This window comes from Ruegeria sp. CDSC085 (assembly GCF_059610465.1).
The window spans coordinates 427,768-453,839 of record NZ_JBXWNR010000002.1; the positions used below are offsets into that span (position 1 = coordinate 427,768).

Below are 26,072 nucleotides of genomic sequence, written 5' to 3' on the forward strand. Positions count from 1 at the left end.
ACAGGTACAGAGTATATCACAAAAACACGACACCCGAAAGTTTACCCCACGGGAATTTTTCATATTTATCCTGTTTTCAAATGGTTATGTTGCATTCCTTGTGCAGAAAACAGGGATATGAGCGCGAATCGCTTAGCCGCCTTCGCCAGGCGCCTCCGAGAAATACTTCTCCATCTTACCTTCTTCACCATCGTGTTCTTCGGCGTCGGGAAGCGGGTCTTTCTTGGTAACGATCACGGGCCATATTTCCGAGAACTTGCGATTGAATTCGACCCATTGCTCCATGCCCGGCTCGGTATCGGGACGGATCGCATCTGCCGGACATTCCGGCTCGCAAACACCGCAGTCAATGCATTCGTCGGGGTGAATGACCAATGTGTTCTCACCTTCATAGAAACAGTCCACCGGGCACACCTCGACGCAGTCGGTGTATTTGCAAGCGATACAGTTTTCGGTGACAACATAGGTCATGATCGGATTCCCGTTTGCGGTTTGAGCGTTTAGCTAATTCAGTCTGGCCTACTCTTCAAGATAAGATCAGCGATCTTCTGTGCGAGAAAGATCAAGTGCGCGACGGTCCTTCTTAGTCGGACGACCTTTTCCCTCGAACCCCGGATTTTTAGGCGGGACGTCCTGTTTTTCGGTCATATCGAAATACAGCATTTGCGCTTCGGGTGCCGGACCACGGCGTTCACCCAGTTTTTCCACGCGTATGACACGAACGATGCGGCCCTGTGGAAACGTCAGAACGTCACCGGGAGCCACAGCTTGCGCCGGTTTCCGCACCCGGTCTCCGTTCAGCCTGACATAACCGCCGCTGACCTGTTTGGCGGCCAGGCTACGGGTCTTGAAGAACCGTGCCTGCCACAACCATTTATCGATCCGCAGCCTGGCCTCGGCCATTTCGGATCAGTTACCGTCCTTCAAACCCATCAGCGCAGCAGCAAACGGGTTGTCGGGATCGATGGCCTTTTCCTTTTTCGGAGGCCGTGACGAGAAGGTCTTGGCCCCCTGAGGTTTGCCGCCCTTCTTGCCATGAGGTTTGCCACGGCCATCCTGCGGTTTGCCACGCGGTTTGCCCTTGCCCTGTCCCTGTTCACGGCGCGGGGCCCGGTTGGGCTGTCGCTGACGGGCCCAGGTGAAGGTATAGAACACTTCAACTTCGGGTTCGTCTGACACAGGTTCTGCGGCTAGACTCTCTGCGGAAACCTCGGCTGCCGCCTCGGCGGGTGTGGCGACCTCTTCCGCCGCGACTTCACTCGCTGGAGCCTCTTCGGCGGTCGGTTTGTCAGCCGCATCTGCCGCAGGCTGTTCGACCGGTGCAGGTTTGACTTTCGCGCGCTCGCCACGTTCTGCCTTGTAGCCCAGACCCTGCATCAGATCGGCGAACTGATCCAGCGTCATCCCGGTGATCGACAGCATATCGGGTTTGGCCTCGAAACCGCCGCGGCTGTCTTCAGCACGCAGCATGTCGGCCAAGCGTTCCAGCATGTCGATACGGATCGAGCGCTCGCCTGCATCGCGGTAGCCACACATGGTGTCATAACCCTGCGGCGCATCCTTGGCGACCGGCACGGTGACCAGCCCGGGTGGTGGCGCTTCGGGAAACTCCTGCAATCCACTGGACAACGCCCACAGCACCAAACGCAGACGCGTCGGGGCTGGTTTCAGCAATAGCGGCATGAAGATGGTGAACTGGCCAAACCGGATACCATGTTTGCGCAAGGCGCCACGGGCATCCTGATCGAGATCCTTGACCTCTTGTGCGACCTGAGCGCGCGGCAGAACGCCCAGCGCTTCGACCATGCGGAAGGCAAAACCTCTGGCAAGACCGCTGAGTTCCTCATCGCGTGACAGGTTCAGCAACGGCTCAAACAATGCCGCTACTTTTCGGTCAATGAAATGCTGCAACCGGCGCTGCACTTTCTGTTCGACGTCCGGCCCTGCGGCTTCGTCAACGAATACCTCGACAATAGGTTTGAGAGGTTCTGCCCCGGCAACTAGTTTGCCAACGGCATATTCGCCCCACATCAGGCCACCCTGATCAGTGAAATCAATTTCTGTATCGGGCGCATTGTAGAAGCGATCGGCGCGCAGATGGAATTGCGGCGCGAGTGCTTGCAGGGATGCCGATTTCAGAGCTTTCGCCTCGGTTCCCTGCGCGCTTTTGTCCGGAGTAAACCGGAACCCTTCCAAACGACCTACGAATTCGCCTTCGACGGTCACTTCACCCTTATCATTTACTTCGGCCAAAAGGGCCTCCTTCTGCTTGAGCCGGCGCAGCAACACAGACGTGCGCCGGTCCACAAATCTTTGCGTTAGACGCTCATGCAGAGCGTCAGACAGTCTGTCTTCTACAGTGCGGGTTTCGTCGCGCCAATGTGATTCGTCACGAACCCAACCTTTTCGCTGCGCAACATATGTCCACGTGCGAATATATGCCAATCTTTTAGATAAAGCGTCGATATCGCCGTGGGTCTGATCGATCCGCCGGATCTGCCGTGCCATGAATTCGTCGGGAATAGATCCCCGTTCATGCAGGTGGCCATAGATCACCTCAAGCAAACTGGCGTGTTCTGCATGGCTGATACCGCGAAAATCAGGGATTCTACACACATCCCACAGCAAGCGGATGGACGGGCCGTCGCTTGCACGGGCTATGACCTCGGTCACTTGCGACAGCGATTTCAACGCGTTCAGGTCGTCAGCGGGGCGGGCTTTGATCAGGTGTTCATCATCTGGGCTGACTTCAAGAGAACCGATCAGCGCGTCAATCGAGCCGAACCTCAGGGCAGCATTCCGCCAGTTCACCTTTTTCATCGGCGTAAACCGGCTGTCCATGATCGCCTGAGCCAACCCTTCGTCCAGCGGTGGGGCCTCTCCGGTCACGCCAAAGGTACCATCGGACATACCGCGACCTGCCCGGCCCGCGATCTGCGCCAGCTCATTTGGCGCAAGTGGACGCATCCGGCGCCCATCGAACTTGGACAGGGATGAAAACGCAACATGGTTCACATCCAGATTCAACCCCATCCCAATAGCGTCCGTGGCGACCAGGTAATCAACCTCGCCGTTTTGGTACAGGTCTACCTGTGCATTCCGTGTACGCGGGCTGAGCGCGCCCATAACCACCGCTGCACCACCTTTCTGGCGGCGCAACAATTCGGCGATGGCATAGACGTTTTCTACCGAGAATCCGACGATGGCGCTGCGCGGGGGCATCCGGCTGATCTTCTTGGAGCCAGAGTAAACCAGTTGCGACATCCGCTCTCGCCGCACGAACTGTGCCCGGGGGACCAGCGCCGAAATGGGGCCACGCATTGTGTCCGAGCCCAGGAGTAATGTCTCGTTCGTACCGCGTGACCTGAGAAGACGGTCGGTGAAGACGTGACCCCGTTCAGGATCGGCACAGAGCTGTATCTCATCGATGGCAACAAAATCAGCGCCCATGCCCTCTGGCATCGCTTCAACGGTACACACCCAGTATTGAGCGCGAGGCGGCACAATCCGCTCTTCACCCGTAACCAGCGCCACGACCGACGGCCCACGGATCGCAACGATCTTGTCATAGACCTCGCGCGCCAGCAGGCGCAACGGCAGACCGATCACGCCGGTCCGATGGCCCAGCATGCGATCAATAGCGTAATGGGTTTTACCAGTGTTGGTCGGGCCCAGTACGGCCACGATTCGGGATGACCCGCTCACATTCGCCCCCTGCGCCTTGAGCCTTACAGCGCCTTGCCTTCAACCTGAGGCTTCAGCCGATTCACGGCATTGGTTACTTCTTCATGATGGGGATGTATAGCCAAGGCCCGAGAATATGCTTCGTAGGCTTTCTGAGGTTCCCCGATAACTTCGAAGATCAGCCCCAGACCGTAAATCGCCTCATAGTGATTTGGATTCAGGGTCAGCACATGTTCCAGGTCGGCAGCCGCCATACCAAATCGCTCAACGCCGAAAAAGGCAGACGCGCGCAGATGCCAACCTTCGGCAAAATCAGGAGCGTGATCCGTCAGTGCCGTCAGGTGATCCAGTGCAGCGTCGACTTCGCCATCATCCAATGCTTCACGACCCCGTTCCAGCAACAGATCAGCTGACGGCGAGCCGGATTGCGACCAAAGAGCCTGCAATTGCCTATCAATGGCAAATGCCTGTTCGGGCGTCGAGTGGGCCAGTTTTTGCAACAACTCGCCCTCGTCCCGCGAGTCCGCCTGTTGCGCGAAGCAATTGGTGGAAAACGTGACTAGGACAAAAAGTGCCGCAACGGTACCTTTGAGATTGTGAATTGCAATGCTCATAACAATAGTCAGTGTAGCGTTGCGACCGGGGATGTCCATTCACGGCGCACTAACAATATGAGGAAAAGCATGAGCGAGATTCTTGAAAAGGCAGCTGCCGCGCTGAACGAAAAACTGGAAGGCGGCGCGTTCGATGCCTCGGCCAAGTTTGATATCGCCGATCTGGGCGCAATTGTTTTGGACGAGAATGGCGCGCGGGTCAGTGATGACGACGCTGACGTTACCATGAGTGCTGACGCCGACACATTCGAACAGATCCTCAGCGGTGAATTGAACCCTACCGGTGCGTTCATGTCCGGCAAGCTGAGCATTGATGGCGACATGGGTGTTGCCATGAAGCTTGCCTCGGTGCTGGCCTGATGGAGTTGTCGCCGGCCCCCTTTTTTGAAGACGTGGCCGGCGGACCTGCCGGTGGAAAGGCCCACTGGTTGACGACGTCTGACCAAAAACGCATTCGCGTTGGTCACTGGCGTCCGGTTGGTCGCGCCCATGGCACCGTCATGGTGTTTCCCGGACGCACGGAATACATAGAAAAGTATGGCAATACCGCCGGAGAATTCGTGAATCGGGGGTTCGCGGTGCTGGCCGTAGACTGGCGCGGTCAGGGTCTTGCGGATCGGCTGCTGGAAAACCCACGCATCGGCCATGTCGATCATTTCACCGATTACCAGCACGATGTTCAGGCAACCCTGGACCTTGCTGACGCTCTGGATTTGCCGAAACCGTGGTACGTCGTGGGGCATTCGATGGGCGGCGCCATCGGGTTGCGTGCCGTCATCGAAAAAGGGTGCTTTGCCGCTTGCGCGTTCACGGGCCCGATGTGGGGAATTTTCTTCACTCCGGTGATGAAACCCCTGAGCCGCGTTACCGCATATTGGGGCACGGCGCTTGGCCTTGGCGAACGCACTCCCCCGACCACAACGCTTGAAAGCTATGTCCTATCTCAACCTTTCGACGGGAATATGCTGACCCGCGACCCGGACATGTACCGGATGATGCAAGATCAGCTGAATGCGCATCCCGAACTTGCACTTGGTGCGCCTTCCAACCGTTGGCTGCGCGAGTCGCTGGACGAATGTGAATGGTTGATGGAGCAGCCTGCCCCAAAGACACCCTGTCTGACTTTTCTGGGCAGCCACGAGCAAATCGTCGATCGCAAGGCCATAAGGGCACGTATGGCCAATTGGCCGAACGGCACATTGATCGAAATCCCGGACGGAGAACACGAGGTACTGATGGAAGCACCCGACGTTCGGGGACCGGTTCTGGACCAGCTTTCCAAGCATTTCCTGGCCAACCAATCAAATGGAGCGGCCAAGCTGGTTTCCTCGTAAACCTTTTCACCTTCGGGATTGGCCGCTTGTGATCCGGGCGCGCCAACCCTAGATGTTTGCAAAAGCAGTCTACAAAAGGTGATCCATGCGCGACCTTCCCTTTCCCGTCCGTGACGCAAACGCAATGGGCGGTGCCGACAATCTGGGCAATCTGCCCGAATGGGATCTGACGGATCTCTACGCATCCGAAGAGGCGCCCGAACTGGCGCGCGACCTGGACTGGCTGGAAGGCGAATGTGCGGCTTTCGCTGCTGACTATGAAGGCAAGCTGGCAGAACTGGACGCAGCGGCCCTTTTGACCTGCGTTCAGCGCAATGAAAAGATCAACGCCATCGCAGGCCGGATCATGTCCTTTGCCGGTTTGCGCTATTATCAACTGACCACCGACGCAGAGCGGGCCAAGTTCCTGTCGGACATGCAGGAAAAAGTCACGATTTTCACAACGCCTCTGGTGTTTTTCACGCTCGAGATCAACCGGATTGAAGATGATGTGCTCAAGGAACATTTTGCTGCCAACCCGGATCTTGCCCGATACGAGCCCGTGTTCCGCCGCATCCGCGCGATGAAGCCCTATCAGCTGTCTGATGAGCTTGAGAAATTCCTGCACGATCTGGGCGTTGTCGGCGACGCGTGGGAACGCCTGTTTGATGAAACCATTGCCGGTCTGACGTTCAATGTGGACGGTAATGAACTGAACATCGAAGGCACCCTGAACCTGCTGACCGAACAGGACCGTTCCAAACGTGAGGCTGCGGCGCGCGAATTAGCCTCGGTCTTTCAGGAGAACATCAAAACATTTGCACGTGTTCACAACACGCAGGCCAAAGAAAAAGAAATTGTCGATCGCTGGCGCAGTATGCCAACCGCGCAAACAGGGCGTCACTTGTCGAATGATGTCGAACCCGAAGTGGTCGAGGCCCTGCGCGAGGCGGTTGTGGCCGCCTACCCCAAACTGAGCCATCGTTATTATGAGCTGAAGCGCAAATGGCTGGGTCTGGACGTCATGCAGGTCTGGGACCGCAATGCACCGCTGCCAATGGAAGATACGCGCATTGTAAATTGGGACGAAGCCGAAAAGACGGTAATGGATGCCTATAACGCCTTTGATCCCCGCATGGGCGACATCGCGGCCCCATTCTTCTCGAAAGGCTGGATCGACGCTGCGGTGAAACCCGGCAAAGCCCCGGGCGCCTTCGCGCATCCCACCGTGACCGATGTGCACCCCTATGTGATGCTGAACTACCTGGGCAAACCGCGCGACGTGATGACCCTGGCCCACGAGCTGGGCCACGGCGTGCATCAGGTGCTGGCCGCCGATCAGGGCGAGATGCTGTCTTCAACGCCGCTGACCCTGGCCGAAACCGCCAGCGTCTTCGGTGAGATGCTGACCTTCCGCAAGATGCTGGACCAGGCCGAAACGCCCGAACAGCGCAAGGTGCTGCTGGCCGGCAAGGTCGAGGACATGATCAACACGGTGGTCCGCCAGATCGCCTTCTACGACTTTGAATGCAAGCTGCACGCCGCCCGGCGCGAGGGGGAACTGACCCCGGACGACATCAACGCCTTGTGGATGAGCGTTCAGGCCGAAAGCCTTGGCCCCGCGTTTGAATTCATGGACGGGTACGAGACCTTCTGGGCCTATATCCCGCACTTTGTTCACTCGCCCTTCTACGTCTATGCCTATGCCTTCGGCGATGGGTTGGTGAACGCGCTGTACTCGGTCTACGAAAGCGGCGCGGACGGGTTCGAGGACAAGTATTTCGAAATGCTGCGCGCAGGTGGATCAAAGCACCACAAGGAACTGTTGGCCCCGTTCGGGCTGGATGCCAGCGACCCGAAATTCTGGGACAAGGGCCTGTCGATGATCTCAGGCTTCATTGACGAGTTGGAGGCGATGGAGGGGTGAGACGCCCGTAACAGAGGGTGGCGACATCTGCCTTGTGGAAATCCTCCTTCCTCGGCACTGTCGCGCCCAAGGGGCTCTTGAATGCCCACTGCGCGGACAAATCTGCCTTTGGCTTTCTAAGACAGACTAGCGACCGCGCCGACAAATTTGGTCCACCGCGCGCGGTCCACAAACCCATAGTGTGCTGCACCCGGCCACTCATGCGCTGTGCAATTAGGAAGCTCAGAGCATAGGTGTCGTGGCATTTCCGGTGAAATAATGTCGTCCGCAGTACCATAAAAGAGTTCCACGGGTTGCGCGATATCACTTGGCGAGAAGCCCCAATCCCAAAGGGCCATCGTCATTTCGAAAACACCCTCCTCGTGTTGTCGGTACCCAAGGCGAAAGTTTTCTTCGAACAGGGCTTGTTGCTCGGGAGTACGGAGTATTGTTTTGGCCTCGTTGGGCATCTGGTCAACGACGGACTCCACATATGAAGGGATGTCTTTCAATGCACTTTTGGCACCAGCACGCTCTGCCCAGCGGATCAGGAAGGTCAGGTGGCGCAGTTTCGCGATGGTCTTCAGGTCCTTCAATACCAGCATTTTGGTAACGCCGGGCTCATCAAACGGAGCCACAGGAGAAGCGAGCGCGACCTTGCGCACACGTTCGGGCATGTGGAATGCCACTGCCAATGCGTGAGGGCCGCCTCCGGAATGGCCCGCGACATTGAAGGTATCGAGGTCAAGATGGTCAGCCAGAGCCTCCATATCAGCGCCCCAATCGACCATTCTCCGATCTTTCTTCGGGCTCGACCCGCCGACACCGGGTTCGTCGGCTGCAATCCACCGTACGCCAAGCGAAGCGGTCAGACAGTCGTCGGGGTGACGAATGACGTGAGAGTCGGAAAACCCATGGCTAAAAATCACCGGTGTTCCATTTGGATCGCCGTAAGTGCTGAAGGCGAGCGTTCTACCATCTCTGAGCGTCATGTGTTGAGTCAAGTTGCTCTCCTACAGCGAAATAGCTACGAGTCGTGTGCTCATCAGGCTGCTGGCATAGATTTGATTTATAGATACGAGCCATAGTCATTAATTTTGAACCATAACTATTAAACCGCACAATGAAACGCAGATGTCGATTTGGGCTCATAGCGGCCATACCCAAGATCACTTCAACTGACTGTCTTTCGATCCACGCCGATTGACGCCGCCGCGCGCCTTGAACGCGCCGTCCCGTTCCTGCTGGCAATCCAGACACAGCTTTACTCCCGGCAACGCGGCGCGACGCTTTTCCGGTATGGGTTCTTCGCATTCGGCACAATGGGTCAGGCTTTCGCCCTGGGGCCGTTTTTGCGCCTGCATCCGCGCCAGTTCATCTGAGATCGACGCTTCGATCTGTTCGCTCACAGCGCCGTCGCGTGCCCAACCTCCGGCCATCGGTCATCTCCTGAAATTGTGACATGCAGGATAGCTGAGCCGTTGGCCGCAACGCAAGTTACAGCGAAACCGCGCCTTCGAATACACAATCAATCACCACTTGCGTCCCGCGGGAAAATTCCAAAGAACAGGGGTATTCCGCCCCGTCCCGGGTTGATCGGCAGAAGGCCTCGACCTGCAACTTGTAATGGTCTGCTCCGGGGAAGCGGGTAACCTGAACTTCAAGCCCCGGCCGGTGCAACTCGACCCGAGCCTCTCCGAACACACGTGCATTGAACGGGGTCGTCAGACGGATCAAACCGCTTTCGCCGTGAAACACCATCTCCTGATGGGGATGCATCCGTATGGACACATAGCTGGAATAGGTAAAACCGGGGAACTGGGCGCGAATTTCAGTGAAGATGTCGATACCATCCTGCCACCGGATCGCTGACTGCACTGACACAGGCTCTTGCCCGGTTGCAAAGCGTGCTCCACCGATCACGTAGACCCCGATGTCACGCAAACCTCCGCCGCCCGTTTCCGCACGGTTTCGAATGTTCCGAGTGTCAGAGCGATTGTCGAAACTGAATGCACCGGTCACATGTACCAAATTGCCGATGGCACCATCAGCGATCAGTTTCCTTGCAAGCTGCCATTGAGGGTGATGGACGATCATGTATGCCTCGGCGGCCAGCAGGCCGCTTTCATCCCGCTTTTGGATCAACGGGTCGAATTCATCCGCCTTCATGGTCATTGGCTTTTCGCACAGAACGTGCTTGCCAGCTTCCAAGGCTTTCAGGCTCCATTCCGCATGCATATGGTTGGGCAACGGGATGTAGACTGCGTCAATTCCGGTGTCTGCCAACAGCGCATCATAGCTGTCATACACGTGTAAATCTGGGCAAAAAGACTGAAACGGTTCGGCCTTTGCGGCATCGGACGTTGCCAGCGCGGCTAAACGCGCCCCGTTGGCGGCGTGTATCGCTGGGGCCATGTATTCACGGGCAAATTTCGCAGCACCCAATACACCAAATTGAACCGGTTTTTGCATTGCGCCCTCCGTACTCGTCTCGTTTCAGATTGTGCGCTTCCAAAGGGTCCCCGAAGGCTCGACCTGCCACAATATCAAAGAAGAAAAACTGTTCTTTCTCGTAGCACAGCTTCCGGCCTTCAGCCACTTTTTCGCGCCTCAGCGTCAGTGGCTGCCAATAATTGCAAAAAAAACGCCCCCTGATCTTCAGAGAGCGTTTTCTATCTTCGCGTAAACGCGACAGGGTCGGCCCAAGGGCCTATTTGTCAGCTGACGCCCAGCATGCCTTTTTCCCGCGCCAGATCCCGCATTTTCTTTTGCAGCTTCTCGAACGCGCGTACTTCGATCTGGCGAATTCGCTCGCGACTCACGTTATACTGTGTGCTCAATTCCTCGAGCGTGACAGGCTGATCCATCAAACGGCGCTGGGTCAGGATATCCTTTTCCCGATCATTCAGCACATCCAAAGCCGCTGCCAGCAGTTCCCGACGCGCTTCCAACTCATCGCGTGCTTCGTAATCACCGGCCTGATCGGCATCTTCGTCCTCAAGCCAGTCCTGCCATTGCATGGTGCCTTCGCCTTCGGACCCGACCGTGGCGTTCAGGGACGCATCGCCACCGGACATTCGGCGGTTCATGCTGATGACTTCGTCTTCAGTGACGCCCAGATCCTCCGCGATTTTCTTGACGTTTTCGGGGCGCAGATCACCCTCTTCCAGCGCTCCGATGCGGGCCTTGGCCTTACGCAGGTTGAAAAACAGCTTTTTCTGAGCCGAAGTCGTGCCCAACTTGACCATCGACCAAGACCTTAGGACATACTCCTGAATCGAGGCGCGAATCCACCACATGGCATAAGTCGCCAGACGGAAGCCTTTCTCGGGGTCGAATTTTTTGACCGCCTGCATCAGGCCCACATTGGCCTCGGAAATCACTTCGGCCTGCGGCAGCCCATAGCCGCGATAGCCCATGGCAATCTTGGCTGCCAAACGCAAGTGAGATGTCACCATCTTATGTGCGGCTTCAGTGTCCTGCTCTTCGACCCAGCGCTTGGCCAGCATGTATTCTTCTTCCGGCTCCAGCAGGGGAAACTTGCGGATTTCCTGCATATAGCGATTCAGGCCGCCCTCGGGCGTCGGTGCGGGGAGATTTGCGTAGTTTGCCATTATGATGTCCCTCCGACAAATGTTTAAGTCTTTAACATAGGATATGGGTAAGGAACCCTTCCCATTCAAGAGGTGCTGCTAACAGTCTGGAATTAATCTTACGTTAAGGAAAGATAAAAAGCCCTTATTCACAGGACTTTGCTTATTATGACAGCGGTGTGCGCAGACGTTCAATAAGGTTCTGCATATCTTGCGGCAAATCAGCCTCAAACCGCAGGGTTTCACAAGTGACCGGGTGTTCAAATCCCAAAACGGCTGCATGAAGCGCCTGACGCGGAAAAGCGCTTACAGACCCGGCGGCGGCTGCGGAAAACGCCTTGGCAGAAAGCTTTCGCTTGCCACCATAAACCGGGTCGCCCACCAGCCCGTGCCCTGCGTGGGCCAAATGAACGCGGATCTGATGGGTTCGGCCCGTTTCAAGCCAGCATTCGATCAGGGCAAGACCCGCAGGAGCTCCAAAGGTTTCGACAACACGCGCACGCGTCACGGCATGGCGCCCACCGTGGAACAGAACCGCCTGTCTCTGACGGTCAGTCTTGTGCCGCGCAAGTTGCGTTGTCACGCGCATGATGTTGCCGGGTTCAAAGCTGATCCCTTTGACACCGCGCAAACGAGGATCGTTGGCATCCGGCACCCCGTAACACACCGCGCGATAATACCGTTCGACACTATGCGCCGCGAACTGCGCAGCCAGACCGTGATGCGCCGCATCGGACTTAGCGACCACCAGAAGGCCACTTGTTTCCTTGTCGATTCGATGCACGATACCGGGGCGTTTCACCCCGCCGACGCCCGACAGATCGTCTCCGCAATGGTGGAGCAAAGCATTCACCAGAGTACCGCCGGGTGATCCCGGCGCAGGATGTACGACCATACCTGCGGGTTTGTTGACGACGATCAGGTCTGCGTCCTCGAAAACGACCTCAAGTGGGATGTCTTCGGGGCCGATATGGCTGTCTTCGGCCTCGGCCACGACAATCGTGACCCGCGCCCCTTCGACCACCTTGGCCTTGGAATCGCATGTCTCGGCACCGTCGATCTGAACCGCACCTTCTTCGATCAGACGGGCCAGCCGGGTGCGCGACAGGTTTTCCCCATCTGGCACATCCCGGGAAAGCGCCTTATCAAGGCGAGGCGGCGGATTGGCCGCGATGTAAAACTCAATCTGGCGGGTGCCCATGACTGTCCCTTCCGAACCCCAAGAACCGCAGGAAACTCCGCAACTGCGATTGCTGCGGCGGATGGTCATGCTGTTGACCGCGGTGATGATTGGCGGGGTTCTAGTGACATTCGCCCTGATTGTCATCCGCCTATCGGACCGCACCCCCAGCTTACCGGATCAGATCGAGCTGCCCGATGGTGCCCGGGCGCAGGCCTTGACCATCGGGTCAAACTGGTATGCCGTCGTTACCGATGACAATCGCATTCTGATCTTTGACAAAACAACGGGAAAACTGCGCCAGGAGATCGCGATCGAATAGGCCCTGCTGCCTGTTCCGGCGGCATGAAAGATCAGAGGATCACCTTGCTTCAACCGGGAAACAGCCGAGTTCCGGTCCACGCAGCACCCAGACGCTGATCCAGCGCATCCGACCGTATCTTGTGCTTGCCTGAAACCGGGGACAGCATGATGTCGCTCAAGCAAATCCTGTCACCGACCGGGAAAAGCTCTACGCACGCGCATTCGAGGTCCTGCCCCAGGGCTTCAGCGATCTGGATCATGTCATCAAAGCGCTCAGGCCGGAGTTCAACGGCGCTGCTGGTTGGTGAAGACAACTCATCTTCGACATACCTGTAGTCGCGATCATGGAGCATCTGAACGCGCCCTCTCCCCCGGTCACGTTCAACCTGCACCAGTTGTACTTTCCCGGCGATCACCCAGAATTTCCAGGTGCCGCACTGTCGGTCTCCGTTCGTCAGATCCTCTTCGATGTAATAGAGGGGCTGCCTTGTGACTCGCCACCATTCGCCTGTCCAGAAGCCCTCGGGCGTTTTGGTCTTATGCCACGCGGCCAGTTGCCGGTTGGCATCGTCGCGCTGCGGGCCATTCAGCGGAAACGACAGGGCCAGCGTGTGACCCTGGCTCAATGTTCCCTTCAACCAATACTGGCCGGGCCCTATGTCGGGTGTTTCCGGCAATTCCGGAATATGCGCCTCCCACATGCGCTGTGGGCAGGCAAGCAGTTCCGAGGCATTTCCCACGAATTTGGACCGGTCAGAGATCAACGTATCGGGGACTTCGCCAAACAGCTTCATGACCACCAGCTTTTCGGCAAATGTCTTTGGGGCGCCCAGGTCGGGTAAAGACCTATGGCTATCCGCATAGTTGTAAAGTGACATGCCAAGCGCATTCAGCCGTGCAGGGTCACTGCCGTAGTGTTCCCAACCGCGCGAAAAACCGACGCGTGGGGGATTGTTCACACCGTGCAGATCGTCAGTTGTGATCGCGTCGAATTCAGCCTGAGCCGCCTTAAGATAGTCTTCCCGGTCAGACAGAAGGGCAACTGACATAGCGCCGCCGGTGGCGACGTGGATTTCTTCTGTCGTTGCGCGCAATGCGGGCAGATTTGCCGGAAACTCCACCGGTTTCAGGCCCCCTCTGCCGTGGCGTGGCAAAGGCGCATCGCCGGGTCGCACGCCCAGATTCCTCAGACGTCGGTCCAGAAACGAATGCCGCTTAATACCGTTTGCAATCCACCATCGCATCCGACGCCCCCACAGATGTACGGCAAGCGTTTCTTCTTTGATATACGCGTCCCTGAACTCTCGGACGTGAATATCATTGGCTTGTCCTGCCCGTCTGAAAGGCAAAGGAAAAAAGACCGGTATGGGGCTGGCATGTTTCAGTTCGTCGTGGTGGCGAAGAAACCACGTCATGACACCGGGGCCGTAGACGCTGTGTTCCTGATCTGACGCATGCGGCAATTCACCCGCGCGTTTCTGACGTTCCAGTTCCTCCCGTTCTTCACCTTCAACCCACGGGCGGATCGGATAAGGATCCTGACAGTATTCGGAATACGCATTCAACGTGGGGCTGTCGGATGGCAGCCGCATGACGGCATTGCAGATGGTATCGCGGTTGAAATACCCAAAGACATGATCTGCCCTTGGTATCGGGGCAAGCGCCAACACATCCGTGTCGCACCACAGAAAGTCCGTTTTCTTCATCAGGTGCAATCTGAAGATATCGGATTGGGGCACGGGCGTCTTGAACTGGTTGTTTACGATGAACTGCTTGGGTTCGTGGATTTCGTTTGCCGACACCAGTTCGATACCATCCGGAACATTGTCGACTTGTCCATAGTGGAACAAAACGACCCTGTGACCGCATTCCACGAAGGACAGCATGCACATCTGCTCCAGAAAGCTCAGGCTGCCTTCCATCCACAGCATCCCAATTGTCGGAAGAGAGCGATCCGCAACCATTAGTCTATTTCTCCGAGGGCTGTGTTGTCAGGACTCTGTCCGGTTTTCGTCAGACGAAGACGGTGCGCCGGCAGACAGACGTTCCCGCACGCCGCGGTCTTTTGCGACAAAATCCACAGCAGGTTTTTCAAGAAGCTTCTGATACAACTCATCATACTCTGGCAGTTTCAGCAGATCGTTGATCAGGGCTTTGTGCCAGCGGAACGCTCTTCTGTGTAACCGTCGAAGCCTGTCGTCAGCGCGAAACTCTTCCAGCACCGCATCCACTTCATCCTTGTACCGCAAGATTGTTTCATCTTTGGCACCACCACGGTTCCAGCGGTCCCAATATTCGGTTCCCAGAGTCTGCGACGAATGATTTGCCCGACCTCGGCTGCGCTTGGCCAGATAGGCCTGTGTAGACCTCACGGCATAGTGGTTGATCTGTGCGACTTCAAAACCAAATGGGGGCGCCACGTGGTTACCGAATGGGGCAGATTCCGTGGCGTGCCCTCCGGGCACTGACCGGAACACGCCGGCCTGCAGTTCGGGGCGGGGGTGCGGGTTGTGCAACCCGTAGCGAAGATAAAAATCCCCCTGTCTGAACAGGGATTTGACAAACCGGCGCCCTGCCCCGCCTTGTTCAAAATCCAGTTCACAATCGTAGAACTGCCGCGTTACGAGCGTATCGCGCATAACATGCCGACCACTGTTCGAGAATATCTTCCAGGGGATGGAAATGACGTCAACGCCAGGCGTTGCCTCGATCAGATCATCAACCCTGTTATTTCCAACGTGAATATTCAGGAATTCATCCGCGTCGCCGACATATATCCATTTTGCGTCTTTCACCACCGGCAAGCGTCGCGCCTGCCTCAGCGCAGATCGATGAATCCCGCCGGTTCCGACACGGTTTGTGTGAAACTCCACATGGCCCAAGTCCTGCAAGCGTCTCAGAATCTGGTTGGTGCCGTCTGTACAATCATTGGTGTAGACAATGATCCGGTCAAACCCCAACACCTTGTGATGGGCCACCCATTCCAAAATATAGGGACCCTCGTTCTTCATCGCAGTGATGAGGACTTTTTCAGGCTTTTCCATCGCTGCCACTTATCCCCGCTGCCTAGTCGTTCTGACCTTTGCTGTCATCTTGCGGGACAATCTTTTCGATTGCGATCTGCGCGCCGGCAATCGCGCGAATGCGCAACTCTCGGGGGTGCTGGCCCAGAAATTCGTTGACCGCACGGATCACGCCATCGCCCCACCAGCCGCGGCGGTGGTAGTCGTCGAATGCCATGATCCCACCGGGTTTGATCTTGGGAAACAAAGCGGCCAGATCGGCGGTCACGCCTTCATATGAATGATCCCCATCAACATAGGCAAACGAGATGCTGTCATCATCGAAAAGCTCAAGCGCGGGCACCGAGAAATCCCGGATAATAGCGACCTTGCCCTCTTCGATCTCGGCCTCGAAAGACTTTACGACCTTCTGGAAGATGGCCTCCATCTTTTCGTCTTCGGTCCGGCCCACAAACGCAGTTGTATGCGAATCCTCACCAATGTGTTTCCACGGATCGATCAGAAACAGCTGACTGGGCTCAATCAACTTCAGAATGGTCGGAGAGAATTCGCCCTGCCAGACACCGATCTCAACGGCCACCCCGCCCTTTGGCAGACGCGAAAGGAATGTGCGACGGATTGCTTCCTTGCTGTTCTTGCGCTTGGTCGCCTTGTCAGCCTTCGGTTTCTTCTGGCTGCCGGGCGCAACACCGATAACCTTGGGTTCGTTTGACATCTCGACCTCACTTGCAGACGGGTGTCCTGTTCACGCAAAACCCGTTTTGTTTATTGAAACATGGCTACCACGCCGTCGGCTCAAGAACCAGAAGCTATGCATCCTTTTTGTCAAGTGGTGGCAACTTGTCGATACCAAGCCACGGTGGCTGCAAGCTGGTTATCCGGTACCGTGCGGCATTGCGCCCCAGAAAACTGTTTATCGCTGCATTCATACCGGTATACGACCCACCTCCATGACGGCGATAGGATGTGAACGCGATACTGCCCCCGGGTGCGAGAACCCGGTCGATGCGGCGCAAAAGCTGGTTCATCACCTGCTCTGCCCGAACTCCGCGAATGATGACGACGCCGACGCTTTCGTCTTCAAACAGCTTCAGCATCAAGGGGGGCAGCGCCCGGTAGACATGCAATCGTCCGGCAAGAATGGGGTCGCGGAAATATTCCAGCAGTGCATAAAACGTGCGATCCAATGCCTGTAGCTCGGGATCCTGAGTTACATCCGCACAGGTGAAGCCGTCCCAAGACAGCCCCCACGGCCCTATGACCGTCAATTTTTCGACAGCGTCCAGGCCAAGAATTTCTTCTATGATTTCAGCCTCAACATGTCCGATCAGCACCCATTTCTTCTTGCCACTGATTGATCCAAGAAAACTCTGCCGCTGGTCTCTTGTTCTTTCAACTTCAGGAGGGACAGCAGGCAGGAAAACAGGATCCTTTGGATCAAACGGCACCGAAACCTGTTTGGCATCCGTAATTTGCGCGTGTTGCGCGGCGGCCTCTTCGTAATCGAACGACGTTTCGAGGGCATCGAGCCGAACAAACCAGGGGAAATTGTTTGGCTTGGAGTTCTCGGGTTTGGACATTTTGCCAAGGCGGGTCCACTTCGCGACCTGGGCAAATGTGATTTCGGGGTCCTTGTACATTTCGGCGTTGAAGGACAAATCACCATCTTCCATCACCCCGAGCTCCAGTGCCTTGACATAGCGCCCGCTGCGAAAGCTGCTGAACTTTGCGATAAAATCCCGCGCTACCTCGGTTTTTCGGAGGCTTGCAATACGTTCTTTGTGAAATGCAACCGCCTGACGATGCAGTTGCCCCAAAACAGGATCTGATCGCAGTTTTTCAAAAACCTCGCGAAGGCGTGTGACTTTGGACAGGACCGAGGTTTCTTCGACGTCGTTATAACAATGCAGTTTCCAGTAAGCTTGACCGGTTGCCTCCATCTTCGGGTGAAAGCTCGAGGTGTTCACATCCCCTCGCAGCCGTTTCATCAGATAGCTTTCCACAGACCTCACCGCATAGTGGTTCATCCGAAAAAGCCTGCGCCCAAACCCTGCGCCCGTTGATGAATACGCCCACCCGCGTCTTCGCATTGCTGGCGGCAACGGGTCACCATCCCCATCTACCCACGCGAATCGATCCGCCTTGTTTGGTACCGGACCCCGCGGACGATGCGTACTTATCGTCCGATACGATCCGTTATTGCGGAACAGCGATTTGAACGCCCGCAAGTTATGGGGACTGACGGCACCAAGCTCGCCTGCACGGGTGAATTGCTCGACAACGAACCGGTCTTCGAACTCGACGATTCCGTTGTGCCCGAACAACTGCCAAATTGCAGCAAACCCATCTGCGTGCGGCAATGCACGAAATAAATCGTCCAGCGTCCCGTCGCCGATGCGAATATCAAGGAATTCATCTACGTCGCAGACCAATATCCATTCGGCCTCTTTGCTCCAGGGGTGTTCCATGGCGTTTGCATAAGCTGAAGCCTGAGGTCCAAACTCCCACGGGCCGGGATTGTCGATATGCGCCAGGAATCCAAGCTCCTCGCATCGCCGAAGGATCGCGTCGGTGCCATCGGAACAATCATTTGAATTGACTATAAAATGCGTGAAGCCGATCGAAAGATAGTATGCAATCCATTCCAGGATGAACGGCCCTTCGTCTTTCATCGTGGATATGACAAGTCTCATCGCATCTACCTGCACCCGTGGCCCGCAAATTCAGGATAGCGGGAAAAAACGCATCTTTGCAGATGTATAGCGCGCATCCCTGCCTGCGGCTTTGTTACGGGCCCCGGAATTGCATTGCAAGTGGACGAGCCCGCCGGTTCACCAATTGCCAGACCCAAACTCCGCAGACGATCACAGCCTCGCGGGTCGCGTCCGTTGCGTGCGGCTTTGTGCTTGAAAACGACAATTTGATTGCCTTCGGGCGCCAACCATTTATAGCTGACCTTCAATGTCGCCAAAGGTTTTTGGCAGCAAGGATGCGGTACCTCGAGTGGATCATGACAGGTAATCTAAAAGATCAAAGGGCGCATGGCCTTGATTCACTGCGCGGTATCGCAGCGTCTGCGGTCGTGTTTGTACACGCAGTGCACATTCATCCACTCGGCGTCTACTACAAGAACTGGGGTGCCGACTATTATGCGATGGGAGTGCCGCTGTTTTTCATAATAAGCGCGATGTCTATGTCGCTGGCTTACCAAAAGGGAGTGTCCTTTGATCGAAGCTGGGCCTATGCCTTACGCCGTTTTTTTCGAATTGCCCCACTCTTCTACCTGATGCTCTTTGCTTGGCTGTATATAGGGGTCCAGGCCGAAACAGGTACGATCATCAGGAATATTACATTTCTGTTCGGGTTTGTCCCCAGTGAACAAACCAGTCTTGTTCCGGCGGGTTGGTCAATCGGCGTCGAAGCAATCTTCTATCTTCTGTTCCCCTTCCTTTGGATTTGGCGGAGCATTTGGTCAGCGATGTTTCTCTTTTTGCTCGCCTGCTTGGGATGGGCGTATGTAAACTTATCTGGTCAGGGTGAAGTTCCCGATTTTTACTATTGGACCAGTTTTTTCACGAACGCCCCGTACTTTGCGTTGGGCCTGATCGTTTGGTGCGCCTACCGTTGGACACCTAAGTCATACGAGCGCCCCGTCGGCTATTTAGCGCTCGGTGCCGGGGTCGCCGGGTTGATTTACATGTATCTGTTTGGTCCGGTTCTTGACCAAGCACAAACGCTAAACAAACCGGTTCCACTCGCACTGGTTTTGGGCTGGGGCTTTGCCTTTGCAAGCCTAGCGCTATCGCAGGCACTTCGACCCGTTTTTTTTCTCTATAACCCTTTTACCCGCTTTCTTGGAAAGATCAGTTACAGCCTATATCTGATGCATCCGTTTCTTATCTATAACACAAACCTGACCCGATGGGCTGCAACACTTACGGACAATCCGGATCTTGTGGTGCCCGTCGTCTGCGCGATTACCCTTGCCGTAACAATACCAGTTGCAACTGTTATCTACTACGCTGTCGAAGTTCCATTCATGCGTCTCGCCCGCCATCTCACCAAGCCGGATCCGAGAAACACAGCCTTACAACAATTGGCATCGTGACAGCAGAGCACGCCCACCGACACAACGCGACTCTATAGTACCAGGGGAATAACCTCGCCCTTGTTGCGGGCAATGTCGGTAATGTCAAAAGCACCGCTTTGCAGTTCAGCCTAGCCCCGAACAACCATCACAGAGTGATTTTTGACGATGACTTCACGAACGATGTCCGGGCGACAGGCGCAGGACATGACGCACTGAAGCACCAGGTTCGCCAGCCCCTCTTTCCCGTCGAAATAGTCCGAATTGTAGTGTTCTTCCATCGTGGACCATTGCCAGTCTTCAATGACGAAGACGCCCCCTTCCGACATGCGCGGAAAAACGAGGTTAAATGACAACAAGGTTTCCAAATACTGGTGCGAAGCGTCATCTATGACGAGATCAATTTTCTCGTCGCCGAACTCTACGTCCAGCAATTCACCAAACCGACTGATGTCCGCCTGACTTATCCCCTTGTAAAGGCGCACGTTATCCTGCCGCGAATACCTTTCGATATAGGCGTCAAGATGAGGCAGTTCGCGCGTCGAATATTCAACTGCAACCAATTTTTCAGGCTGAAAAACACGATCGAGGAGCGCGACGCTCCCGCCCTGCCATACTCCGATATCGACGATATTGCGAACATCAATCTTAGAAGTACAATCGAGTTCGGCCTCGATCATTTCGCGGGTTTTCACCAGCAGAAACTCGTTATCGTTCGATGTGATGTCGTGGTATTCTGCACGCTCGACAGTGGCGAAAAAACTGACGCCACCAACGGTGCACCTGTTCCGCTCTGACCAGACAATCGGTTGAACTTTCTTCTTTTTCGAACCGCCTGAAATTGAGTGCAAGGCAGTTGAGATAGCCTCCCTAAATTTGTTCACCATAATGCCCTTACCTGATGGATTGTTGCTTCATCACCTGAAAGGCTTGAGTTTACAAGCTTCCTGAACATCCAAGGCAGAAAGAAACGCAGGGCAGTTGTTTCACGACCTCGAAAATGGGGCGGATCAGATCATATTCGCCAAGCCTGATGCTGAAGTTGGCGCAAACATTCGCGTAATTCGTAGCGTCAAAAACGATATGTTTCACTCTGCACGTCAGAGCTGGAAGCTAAGGCACGTCTAAGTTGAAAAAAACGCAGTTCACAGGAAATGTGACTCCATTTAGCCAACCCTCCAGGCGATTTCCCGCGATTCTTATTGAAACTTTACAGCAGAGAGGTCAGAACCAGCCAGACATCTATGCAAGGTTATAATTTATGCTCGCGGAACTTCGGGAACAATATCTGACCACGGTTGCCCGTGCCCTGGATGGCACGATCTATGAAGACCCACCAATTCTGTTTGGAGACACCAAACCGGATTATGACTCCAAAAACCGTGAATACGGCTGGGATTGGCCGTCTGTTGCGTTCACGATGGTGGGCAGCAAGCGATTGGCCAATGTTCGCGCCATGGTAGAATCCGTCATTGGCAACCGGGTTCCCGGCGATTTTGTCGAAACCGGAGTATGGCGTGGCGGTGCCAGCATCTTTGCGAAGGCGGTTCTCTTTGCGTACGGCCAGAATGACCGACGTGTCGTTCTATGCGACTCGTTTCAGGGCCTGCCCGAGCCAAATGAAGAGCTTTACCCAGAGGACAAAGGGTCTGACTTTCACAAGTACGACGCCCTGGCCGTGTCAGCTGATACAGTAAGGGCAAATTTTGAAAAGTTCGGGCTTCTGGATGATCAGGTTGTGTTCATTGAAGGCTTCTTCAAAGACACCATGCCACTGGTACCCAGCGAGCAGATCGCCGTGCTGCGTCTTGACGGTGACATGTATGAATCAACCATAGATCCTTTGCGGCACCTTTTCGGCAAAGTCTCGAAAGGTGGATGGATCATCGTTGACGACTATCATGTGGTTCCCGCAGCCAAAGCTGCCGTGCATGATTATCTTGACGAAGTGGGGTATCAGCCACCCGCGATCAATGAAATCGATGGTGTGGGTGTCTATTTCCAGAAGGTGTAGAGAGAACCCGCTGGAACAGACTTGGAGTTCAGGTCACGGGTCAGGTTGCGCCTACAACTTGCGGGCGCTGCTGACGTCGGGGCCCGTCACCTGAACACCTGAAACGTCAGGCTCAGCAAGGCTGTGGCCTATTCGTGTTTCAGAATGGCCGACCAAGCAAACACCCCCGGGGGGCGCTACCGGACAGCATCCTCAACATCCCGATGAACGTCCACAAAGTGGAACTGATTCAAGTTCTGAAAGCGTCTATTTCACTTGGCATAGCTGTCTTCGACAGCCCTTTCGGGCCTCGCTCAGTGGACAAAAGAGCGGATGCAATCTTCGCACCTTTCATCAATTTCTTATTTTTCACTGAGAGTTGGTGCGGTCGAGAAGACTCGAACTTCCACGGGTGTTACCCCACAGCGACCTCAACGCTGCGCGTCTACCAATTCCGCCACGACCGCACTGCCAATGACTTGGTAAAGCGGCGTATAGACGTTGGTGTGCGCGATGTGAAGAGGCAAAAACACTCCGGTTCAAAAACCTTCACCGCGACCTTATCTATGCTACCGGACAACACGCTAATGATCTGACAGGAGCCGCAGATGACCCCGCCCGATAACCGCCCAATCGTTCAGATCGATATCGTCTCGGATGTTGTGTGCCCCTGGTGTGTTGTCGGGTTTCGGCAGCTTGAAGAAGCGCTGCAGCAACAGGGTGTTCTTGCCCGGCTTCGCTGGCATCCGTTCGAGTTGAACCCGAACATGCCGCCCGAGGGCCAGAATTTGCGCGAGCATATCATGGAGAAATACGGCACGACCGGTGACCAAAGCCAGCAGGCCCGGGACAGGCTTACCTCGATCGGCGCTGAGCTCGGCTTTACCTTCAACTTCGACGAAGACAGCAGAATGGTGAATACATTCGCGGCGCATCAGTTGCTGGATTGGACGGAAGGGTTTGGTCGGCAGCATCCATTGAAACTAGCTCTGTTTGACGCGTATTTCACACATCAGAGGGATGTTTCCGATATTGATGTTCTGCTGGAAGCTGTTCGGTCCATCGGGCTGGACGCGGATAAAGCGCGACAAGCGCTTGAAAGCGGAAAACACATAGCCCCCGTACGTGAAAAGCAGCAGTCCTGGACCAGCCGGGGCATTTCAGGTGTGCCATCCATGGTATTTGGCGGAAAATATCTGCTGACCGGCGCGCAAGGATCTGAAACCTATGCACAGGTGTTGCAACGTTGCCTGTCTGAGGCCGCCTGACCCCTTTCCCTGACCGATCTGGACGGTTATGAGGCCGACATGGAATGGAAAATCACCGATGGTCTGACCAGCTATGACGACGCCGTTGCCTTTATGGAGGCGCGGGTCGCCGCAATCGCAAGTGGCGACGCCGAGGAATGTGTCTGGCTGTTGGAACACCCGCCGCTTTATACTGCGGGAACCTCAGCCAAGATCGAGGATCTGACCGACCCTGATCGGTTTCCGGTTTATGAAAGCAAACGCGGGGGCGAATACACCTATCACGGGCCCGGTCAGCGTGTGGCTTATGTCATGCTGGATCTGAACAAACGGGGACGCGATGTGCGCCGTTTTGTGAAGCAGCTTGAAACCTGGGTGATTTCAGCGCTGGCGGAGTTCAATGTACAAGGTGAGATTCGTGGCGGGCGCGTGGGGGTTTGGGTTCGGCGTGACGACAAGCCTTTGACGGCGACCGGCAAACCGGCGGAAGATAAGATCGCCGCCATTGGTTTGCGCCTGCGCAAATGGGTCAGTTTTCACGGTATCTCAGTGAATGTCGAACCGGATCTGGAACATTTTTCGGGCATCGTCCCATGCGGGATAAGCGAATACGGCGTGACGTCATTGGTCGATCTGGGGCTGCCGGTGACAATGGCAGATATTGATGCAGCTCTGGAAAAGACATTCGCAGACGTTTTTGGATCTGCTGATTCCTGAACTCAACTGCCAATCGCTGCGCAGCGAATCGCTGCGCTCTACTGTAGCAAACAACAATCCTTGTGACCGGGTGGCTCTGTTTCCCATGCGTAAGGCAATTAACCCTGAATTCGGTGGATTTAGGGAAGTCTTTAAGCATTTTTTAACTCAGGTAGATACAAAGGCCCAGTTAACGAGTAATATGGAACTGCCAATCAAGAGTGAGTGGTATGTTAACCGGTGATCCAGGGCTCGCCCTCGAAATCCGAGAAGTGTTTGGTTACGAGTCTGCCGTTCCGACCCCAAATCGGAACGGCAATTCTTTTTAAGGCACCGCTATTCTTCCTGGTGCCCAAATCGGGACGAACCGACGCAGGCGCGGTCGGCCTGTTCCAGTTCGAGCGTCGCATGGCCTACCCCAAAACGATCCAGAAGGGTTAGCCTGACACTGTTCCGCACCTCTTCGGCCTTTTGCCAGGCGTCTGTATCGATGACCAGATGAGCCGTCAGCGCGGGCTGCCGTTCCTGCATGCTCCACAAATGCATGTGATGCACTTCGGCCACCCCTTCTGTTTCTTCAATAGCCGCCGCAACTTGCTCTGGTTCCAGGTCGAGCGGTGCGCCTAGCATCAGAATGCGGATCGTCTCACCTATCTCACTTTTGACATGCCACATGATATAGACGGAGATCAGGATCGTCACCACCGGGTCCCCCCATGTCCAGCCGAACAGGATCACTGCGGTTCCCGCCACGATCACGGCGACTGATCCCAATGCGTCAGCAACATTATGAATGAATGCGGCCCGGATATTCATGCTCTCCTTGGCCAGAGCATACGTCAGCGCAGCGGTTACGAGATCGACCACCAATGCCAGCGCGGCGATCCAAACCATAATCCACCCGTTGATCGGCTCGGGTTCAAAAAACCGTATCACTCCTTCGTAGAACAGATAGACAGACAGCACGATCAACGTGGTGTAATTGACCAATGCGGCGACGACTTCGGCCCGGCCATAGCCAAAGCTCATACGGGCATCGGCGGGGCGCCGGGCTATCTTTCGGGCGAAAAACGCGATTATCAGCGCGACGGCGTCCGAAAAGTTGTGCAGCGCATCGGCAATCAACGCCAGAGAGCCCGAAATGATGCCACCGATGACCTGAGCCACAGTCAGGAACATGTTCACCCCAATCGCCCAGGCGACGCGCGCATCACCTGCGTCCGGATCGATGTGACTATGATGTTGACCATGTCCGGTGTGGGAATGCTGGTGTGCCATGTCGTTTCCTGTCCCTTGTTGCGGCTTCCCAGAGCATGTAGTTCCTCTAGCCACTAGAGGTTCAAGAGGCCGCAACGGAAAAATGTACTCAATCGGGGACTTATCGCGCCGAACCGGAATGAAAATTCCCACAATCCGGTTTTATGAAGACAAAGGCCTTTTGCCCAGGCCAGAGCGAACGGCGGGCAATCAACGCCGGTATGACGATACCGCGTTAAAGCAGCTGATCTTCATTCGCCATTGTCGTGATCTGGGATTGCCACTGGCCGACGTCGTGGGCTTGCTGTCCCTTGAGGGCGCGTCTGGCAGCGACCTTAACCGGGCGCACGAAATTGCCGAAAAGCAACTGGCCGACCTCCGGGATCGTATTGCCCGCCTTCAAAACCTCGAGGCGGAACTGACCCGAATTTCAGCGGCCTGCGACGGGCAGCACGACCACGTCTGTGCCGTGCTGCACGCGTTTCAGGATCATGGCGAATGTATGGGGCCACATGGCGCCGAATGATCAGGCGAGTGCGGCGCTGATCTTTTTCGCGTGGTCCCCGATAAGCTCGAAATCCCCCATCTTGCCCGGTGGGCGCATGGAAACGCCTTCGTAGCGCGGCAAGATGTGAAAATGCAGGTGGAAGACTTCCTGCCCGCCTGCCGCCTCACTGAATTGCTGAATTGTCACCCCGTCCGCGTCAAATGCGGACTTAACGGCCCGGGCCATTTTCTGCACTGTTCTCATAACTGCCGTCAGTTGCTCGGGCGTAGCGTCCAGTACGTTGCGGCAGGGCGTTTTGGGGATCACCAGTAGATGCCCGTCCGTGCGTGGCATGATATCCATGAAAGCCAGCGTTTCGTCATCCTCGTACACGCGCGTGCACGGGATTTCTCCGCGCAGGATTTTCGCAAAAATATTGTCGGGGTCGTAATCAGCCATCTCAAACCTCTGGATTGCGGGTGTTGGCACCGTTCTGAGACGCGCGCAGGCAGCGGTCAAGGCGGAACTCTGCCAACACGCTTGCCGCATCGACAGGCCGGGCTTGAATTCTCATCCGCCACGCCCAGATACCCCATGTTGAAGGCCGGAAAACCGCGCGGCACCCGCCTGCCCGCGACAATTAATCTTGATCCAGATCAAACTCGGCCATTGAAGGTGCCCTCTCCACA

26 protein-coding genes and 1 tRNA gene are annotated in these 26,072 nt (G+C 55.6%); 10 read left to right on the forward strand and 17 right to left on the reverse strand.

The window, feature by feature from the left end:
• Positions 1–132: 132 nt before the first annotated feature.
• From fdxA to AC2FJB_RS05580, 4 genes are all read right to left on the reverse strand, one after another.
• Entirely contained in the window at positions 133–471 is a 339-nt protein-coding gene (gene fdxA / locus AC2FJB_RS05565) for a ferredoxin FdxA (RefSeq protein WP_117869283.1), read from the reverse strand.
• Between the two features lie 66 nt (positions 472–537).
• On the reverse strand, positions 538–903 hold the full coding sequence (locus tag AC2FJB_RS05570; RefSeq protein WP_496671701.1) for an RNA-binding S4 domain-containing protein: 366 nt from the start codon (positions 901–903) through the stop codon (positions 538–540).
• A gap of 6 nt (positions 904–909) precedes the next feature.
• Positions 910–3,705, reverse strand: a complete 2,796-nt coding sequence (locus AC2FJB_RS05575) for a helicase-related protein (RefSeq protein ID WP_496717292.1) — start codon at positions 3,703–3,705, stop codon at positions 910–912.
• Between the two features lie 23 nt (positions 3,706–3,728).
• Positions 3,729–4,337 carry a tetratricopeptide repeat protein gene (locus AC2FJB_RS05580; protein ID WP_117869286.1) on the reverse strand — a complete coding sequence of 203 codons (609 nt, stop codon included), beginning with the start codon at positions 4,335–4,337 and terminating at the stop codon, positions 3,729–3,731.
• Between the two features lie 30 nt (positions 4,338–4,367).
• Here AC2FJB_RS05580 and AC2FJB_RS05585 point away from each other — a divergent pair, with 30 nt between their 5' ends.
• From AC2FJB_RS05585 to AC2FJB_RS05595, 3 genes are all read left to right on the forward strand, one after another.
• Positions 4,368–4,658: an SCP2 sterol-binding domain-containing protein gene (locus AC2FJB_RS05585; protein ID WP_299642517.1), complete on the forward strand. Its 291-nt coding sequence runs from the start codon at positions 4,368–4,370 to the stop codon at positions 4,656–4,658.
• Complete coding sequence (locus AC2FJB_RS05590) at positions 4,658–5,632, forward strand: alpha/beta fold hydrolase (RefSeq protein ID WP_496717289.1); 975 nt, start codon at positions 4,658–4,660, stop codon at positions 5,630–5,632. The genes AC2FJB_RS05585 and AC2FJB_RS05590 overlap by 1 nt, the downstream gene beginning before the upstream one ends.
• A gap of 85 nt (positions 5,633–5,717) precedes the next feature.
• On the forward strand, positions 5,718–7,538 hold the full coding sequence (locus AC2FJB_RS05595; protein WP_496717288.1) for a M3 family oligoendopeptidase: 1,821 nt from the start codon (positions 5,718–5,720) through the stop codon (positions 7,536–7,538).
• Between the two features lie 116 nt (positions 7,539–7,654).
• On the opposite strand, the gene AC2FJB_RS05600 is transcribed toward AC2FJB_RS05595, so the two are convergent.
• From AC2FJB_RS05600 to AC2FJB_RS05620, 5 genes are all read right to left on the reverse strand, one after another.
• A complete protein-coding gene (locus AC2FJB_RS05600; protein WP_496817933.1) occupies positions 7,655–8,521 on the reverse strand; it encodes an alpha/beta fold hydrolase in 867 nt (288 codons plus the stop codon).
• Positions 8,522–8,686: 165 nt separating this feature from the next.
• Positions 8,687–8,956, reverse strand: a complete 270-nt coding sequence (locus AC2FJB_RS05605; RefSeq protein WP_496717285.1) for a DksA/TraR family C4-type zinc finger protein — start codon at positions 8,954–8,956, stop codon at positions 8,687–8,689.
• A 58-nt stretch (positions 8,957–9,014) separates the two neighbouring features.
• A complete protein-coding gene (locus tag AC2FJB_RS05610) occupies positions 9,015–9,989 on the reverse strand; it encodes a Gfo/Idh/MocA family protein (RefSeq protein ID WP_496717284.1) in 975 nt (324 codons plus the stop codon).
• Between the two features lie 245 nt (positions 9,990–10,234).
• Positions 10,235–11,131: an RNA polymerase sigma factor RpoH gene (gene rpoH / locus AC2FJB_RS05615; RefSeq protein ID WP_299643484.1), complete on the reverse strand. Its 897-nt coding sequence runs from the start codon at positions 11,129–11,131 to the stop codon at positions 10,235–10,237.
• A 145-nt stretch (positions 11,132–11,276) separates the two neighbouring features.
• Complete coding sequence (locus tag AC2FJB_RS05620) at positions 11,277–12,311, reverse strand: RluA family pseudouridine synthase (protein WP_496717283.1); 1,035 nt, start codon at positions 12,309–12,311, stop codon at positions 11,277–11,279.
• Between AC2FJB_RS05620 and AC2FJB_RS05625 the strand changes: the two genes are divergently transcribed.
• The gene (locus AC2FJB_RS05625) at positions 12,310–12,612 is read left to right on the forward strand and encodes a DUF6476 family protein (protein ID WP_496717282.1); all 303 of its coding nucleotides are present in this window, start codon (positions 12,310–12,312) and stop codon (positions 12,610–12,612) included. The genes AC2FJB_RS05620 and AC2FJB_RS05625 overlap by 2 nt on opposite strands.
• A 49-nt stretch (positions 12,613–12,661) precedes the next feature.
• On the opposite strand, the gene AC2FJB_RS05630 is transcribed toward AC2FJB_RS05625, so the two are convergent.
• From AC2FJB_RS05630 to AC2FJB_RS05645, 4 genes are all read right to left on the reverse strand, one after another.
• Positions 12,662–14,557, reverse strand: a complete 1,896-nt coding sequence (locus AC2FJB_RS05630; RefSeq protein ID WP_496717281.1) for a glycosyltransferase family 32 protein — start codon at positions 14,555–14,557, stop codon at positions 12,662–12,664.
• A gap of 27 nt (positions 14,558–14,584) precedes the next feature.
• Positions 14,585–15,637, reverse strand: a complete 1,053-nt coding sequence (locus tag AC2FJB_RS05635; RefSeq protein ID WP_496817936.1) for a glycosyltransferase family 2 protein — start codon at positions 15,635–15,637, stop codon at positions 14,585–14,587.
• 22 nt (positions 15,638–15,659) lie between these two features.
• Positions 15,660–16,331 (reverse strand): class I SAM-dependent methyltransferase, encoded by a 672-nt coding sequence (locus tag AC2FJB_RS05640; RefSeq protein WP_496681730.1) that lies wholly within the window; start codon positions 16,329–16,331, stop codon positions 15,660–15,662.
• Positions 16,332–16,425: 94 nt separating this feature from the next.
• Entirely contained in the window at positions 16,426–18,309 is a 1,884-nt protein-coding gene (locus tag AC2FJB_RS05645; RefSeq protein WP_496717279.1) for a glycosyltransferase family 92 protein, read from the reverse strand.
• A gap of 317 nt (positions 18,310–18,626) precedes the next feature.
• On the opposite strand from AC2FJB_RS05645, the gene AC2FJB_RS05650 reads away from it, so the two are divergent.
• Positions 18,627–19,724: an acyltransferase family protein gene (locus AC2FJB_RS05650; protein ID WP_496681725.1), complete on the forward strand. Its 1,098-nt coding sequence runs from the start codon at positions 18,627–18,629 to the stop codon at positions 19,722–19,724.
• 110 nt (positions 19,725–19,834) lie between these two features.
• Here AC2FJB_RS05650 and AC2FJB_RS05655 read toward each other — a convergent pair whose 3' ends face one another.
• Positions 19,835–20,398: a class I SAM-dependent methyltransferase gene (locus tag AC2FJB_RS05655; RefSeq protein WP_496817939.1), complete on the reverse strand. Its 564-nt coding sequence runs from the start codon at positions 20,396–20,398 to the stop codon at positions 19,835–19,837.
• 566 nt (positions 20,399–20,964) lie between these two features.
• Between AC2FJB_RS05655 and AC2FJB_RS05660 the strand changes: the two genes are divergently transcribed.
• On the forward strand, positions 20,965–21,717 hold the full coding sequence (locus tag AC2FJB_RS05660) for a TylF/MycF/NovP-related O-methyltransferase (protein WP_299896176.1): 753 nt from the start codon (positions 20,965–20,967) through the stop codon (positions 21,715–21,717).
• Between the two features lie 359 nt (positions 21,718–22,076).
• Here the strand turns inward: AC2FJB_RS05660 and AC2FJB_RS05665 are convergent.
• Positions 22,077–22,163: transfer RNA gene (locus AC2FJB_RS05665), tRNA-Leu, on the reverse strand.
• 141 nt (positions 22,164–22,304) lie between these two features.
• On the opposite strand from AC2FJB_RS05665, the gene AC2FJB_RS05670 reads away from it, so the two are divergent.
• The 3 genes from AC2FJB_RS05670 to AC2FJB_RS05680 are packed head-to-tail and all read left to right on the forward strand — an operon-like array spanning position 22,305 to position 23,883.
• Entirely contained in the window at positions 22,305–22,964 is a 660-nt protein-coding gene (locus AC2FJB_RS05670) for a DsbA family oxidoreductase (RefSeq protein ID WP_496717277.1), read from the forward strand.
• Between the two features lie 39 nt (positions 22,965–23,003).
• The gene (gene lipB, locus AC2FJB_RS05675) at positions 23,004–23,660 is read left to right on the forward strand and encodes a lipoyl(octanoyl) transferase LipB (protein WP_299896171.1); all 657 of its coding nucleotides are present in this window, start codon (positions 23,004–23,006) and stop codon (positions 23,658–23,660) included.
• The gene (locus AC2FJB_RS05680; protein ID WP_496717276.1) at positions 23,641–23,883 is read left to right on the forward strand and encodes a hypothetical protein; all 243 of its coding nucleotides are present in this window, start codon (positions 23,641–23,643) and stop codon (positions 23,881–23,883) included. Before lipB ends, AC2FJB_RS05680 begins: the two co-directional genes overlap by 20 nt.
• Positions 23,884–23,975: 92 nt before the next feature.
• Here AC2FJB_RS05680 and AC2FJB_RS05685 read toward each other — a convergent pair whose 3' ends face one another.
• Positions 23,976–24,917, reverse strand: coding sequence for a cation diffusion facilitator family transporter (locus AC2FJB_RS05685; protein ID WP_496717275.1), 942 nt, complete (start codon positions 24,915–24,917; stop codon positions 23,976–23,978).
• Between the two features lie 82 nt (positions 24,918–24,999).
• Between AC2FJB_RS05685 and AC2FJB_RS05690 the strand changes: the two genes are divergently transcribed.
• Complete coding sequence (locus AC2FJB_RS05690; protein WP_117869312.1) at positions 25,000–25,422, forward strand: MerR family transcriptional regulator; 423 nt, start codon at positions 25,000–25,002, stop codon at positions 25,420–25,422.
• On the opposite strand, the gene AC2FJB_RS05695 is transcribed toward AC2FJB_RS05690, so the two are convergent.
• Positions 25,423–25,842 carry an HIT family protein gene (locus AC2FJB_RS05695; RefSeq protein ID WP_496675096.1) on the reverse strand — a complete coding sequence of 140 codons (420 nt, stop codon included), beginning with the start codon at positions 25,840–25,842 and terminating at the stop codon, positions 25,423–25,425. It abuts the gene before it with no gap.
• Positions 25,843–26,072 lie beyond the last annotated feature (230 nt).

Coding starts and splice junctions, on each gene's coding strand:
- AC2FJB_RS05630 (WP_496717281.1), bottom strand. CDS start 14,557: ATGGTTGCGGATCGCTCTCTTCCGACAATTGGGATGCTGTGGATGGAA.
- AC2FJB_RS05695 (WP_496675096.1), bottom strand. CDS start 25,842: ATGGCTGATTACGACCCCGACAATATTTTTGCGAAAATCCTGCGCGGA.
- AC2FJB_RS05585 (WP_299642517.1), top strand. CDS start 4,368: ATGAGCGAGATTCTTGAAAAGGCAGCTGCCGCGCTGAACGAAAAACTG.
- AC2FJB_RS05685 (WP_496717275.1), bottom strand. CDS start 24,917: ATGGCACACCAGCATTCCCACACCGGACATGGTCAACATCATAGTCAC.
- AC2FJB_RS05645 (WP_496717279.1), bottom strand. CDS start 18,309: ATGAGACTTGTCATATCCACGATGAAAGACGAAGGGCCGTTCATCCTG.
- lipB (WP_299896171.1), top strand. CDS start 23,004: ATGGAATGGAAAATCACCGATGGTCTGACCAGCTATGACGACGCCGTT.
- AC2FJB_RS05570 (WP_496671701.1), bottom strand. CDS start 903: ATGGCCGAGGCCAGGCTGCGGATCGATAAATGGTTGTGGCAGGCACGG.
- AC2FJB_RS05625 (WP_496717282.1), top strand. CDS start 12,310: ATGACTGTCCCTTCCGAACCCCAAGAACCGCAGGAAACTCCGCAACTG.
- AC2FJB_RS05690 (WP_117869312.1), top strand. CDS start 25,000: ATGTACTCAATCGGGGACTTATCGCGCCGAACCGGAATGAAAATTCCC.
- AC2FJB_RS05605 (WP_496717285.1), bottom strand. CDS start 8,956: ATGGCCGGAGGTTGGGCACGCGACGGCGCTGTGAGCGAACAGATCGAA.
- AC2FJB_RS05610 (WP_496717284.1), bottom strand. CDS start 9,989: ATGCAAAAACCGGTTCAATTTGGTGTATTGGGTGCTGCGAAATTTGCC.
- fdxA (WP_117869283.1), bottom strand. CDS start 471: ATGACCTATGTTGTCACCGAAAACTGTATCGCTTGCAAATACACCGAC.
- AC2FJB_RS05640 (WP_496681730.1), bottom strand. CDS start 16,331: ATGTCAAACGAACCCAAGGTTATCGGTGTTGCGCCCGGCAGCCAGAAG.
- AC2FJB_RS05580 (WP_117869286.1), bottom strand. CDS start 4,337: ATGGACATCCCCGGTCGCAACGCTACACTGACTATTGTTATGAGCATT.
- rpoH (WP_299643484.1), bottom strand. CDS start 11,131: ATGGCAAACTACGCAAATCTCCCCGCACCGACGCCCGAGGGCGGCCTG.
- AC2FJB_RS05620 (WP_496717283.1), bottom strand. CDS start 12,311: ATGGGCACCCGCCAGATTGAGTTTTACATCGCGGCCAATCCGCCGCCT.
- AC2FJB_RS05650 (WP_496681725.1), top strand. CDS start 18,627: ATGACAGGTAATCTAAAAGATCAAAGGGCGCATGGCCTTGATTCACTG.
- AC2FJB_RS05660 (WP_299896176.1), top strand. CDS start 20,965: ATGCTCGCGGAACTTCGGGAACAATATCTGACCACGGTTGCCCGTGCC.
- AC2FJB_RS05635 (WP_496817936.1), bottom strand. CDS start 15,637: ATGGAAAAGCCTGAAAAAGTCCTCATCACTGCGATGAAGAACGAGGGT.
- AC2FJB_RS05595 (WP_496717288.1), top strand. CDS start 5,718: ATGCGCGACCTTCCCTTTCCCGTCCGTGACGCAAACGCAATGGGCGGT.
- AC2FJB_RS05670 (WP_496717277.1), top strand. CDS start 22,305: ATGACCCCGCCCGATAACCGCCCAATCGTTCAGATCGATATCGTCTCG.
- AC2FJB_RS05590 (WP_496717289.1), top strand. CDS start 4,658: ATGGAGTTGTCGCCGGCCCCCTTTTTTGAAGACGTGGCCGGCGGACCT.